The sequence below is a fragment of the Bacillus sp. LR--39 genome (assembly GCF_053613335.1).
In genome coordinates, this window is sequence record NZ_JBSIOT010000461.1 from 1 (window position 1) to 947 (window position 947).

At 42.2% G+C, this 947-nt stretch carries 2 protein-coding genes; one reads left to right on the plus strand and one right to left on the minus strand.

Going from position 1 to position 947, the window contains the following annotated elements; genetic code table 11:
* Positions 1-257, minus strand: a 257-nt coding sequence (locus ACWHAR_RS24140) for a hypothetical protein (RefSeq protein WP_452088067.1), incomplete at its 3' end; no start/stop codon positions are given.
* Positions 258-339: 82 nt separating this feature from the next.
* On the opposite strand from ACWHAR_RS24140, the gene ACWHAR_RS24145 reads away from it, so the two are divergent.
* A partial coding sequence (locus ACWHAR_RS24145; RefSeq protein ID WP_452088068.1) for a spore coat protein occupies positions 340-947 on the plus strand: 608 nt, incomplete at its 3' end.

Genomic DNA, 947 nt, shown 5'->3' on the forward strand with positions numbered 1-947 from the left:
TTATAATGCTGCGGGGAAACAGCCTGGCCGACTGCATATCCTTCGACAAGCGCCTGTCCTTCTTTTTGCTGTATTGCCTTCTCAATCGATATAGGCTGTTGCGGTTCAGCTGCCTTTACAGCTTCGAACGTGTACATTACATTTAAGAACATTAATGCCGTGATCAACACAATATGCAGAATACGCCTCATCATATTTCCTCCCTTATACACATAATGACAACGATTTTGTCTGCTTATCATTTCGACAGACAGCATATAATTCCTTTCAGGCTTCTGCAAAATACACGGCAGACTGACACAAAATACAGCTGATCTGAAAAAAAAGGAGGAATTCGGTTTGGATCAGTTCAATCAGCAGCAGCAATCCCAAATGAACAAAGGTATTCCTGGCAAACCGCATAAAAACCACGGCGGACATGAAATGTTTGATATGCATGAGGTGCTTTCCGGAACACTTACTGTGCTTGATCAGTTTATGATGCTGAGGCAATTCTGTAAGGATCAAGAATTACTAAACATCCTTGATCGTCAACATCAATTCATCACATCTCAATACAATATAACTGCAGAATGCTTCAAAACAGGAAGCGAACCTTCACAAAAAACAGCAACTTATATGATGAAGGAAGACAACCAGACTGTTTACGGCATGCAGCCGTCACAGCCTAAAAAACCTGTTCAATCCATGAATGATATTGATGACAGCATCATCAGCCGACAAATGCTTTGCGCGATTAAAGCACAAGCTTCTATGCTGACGATGGCTTCTCTGGAAATGACAAATCCGGCCGTAAGACGCGTACTGTCTGCGCAAATTCAAGAGTATGTTGAAATGGCATTTGAAATTTTTCTATACCAAAACAAACACGGCTATTACCAGGTTCCTCAGCTTGATGCGCAGGATATGGAACAGCTGCGAAATTCATTCGCCCCTGCCCAAGGACA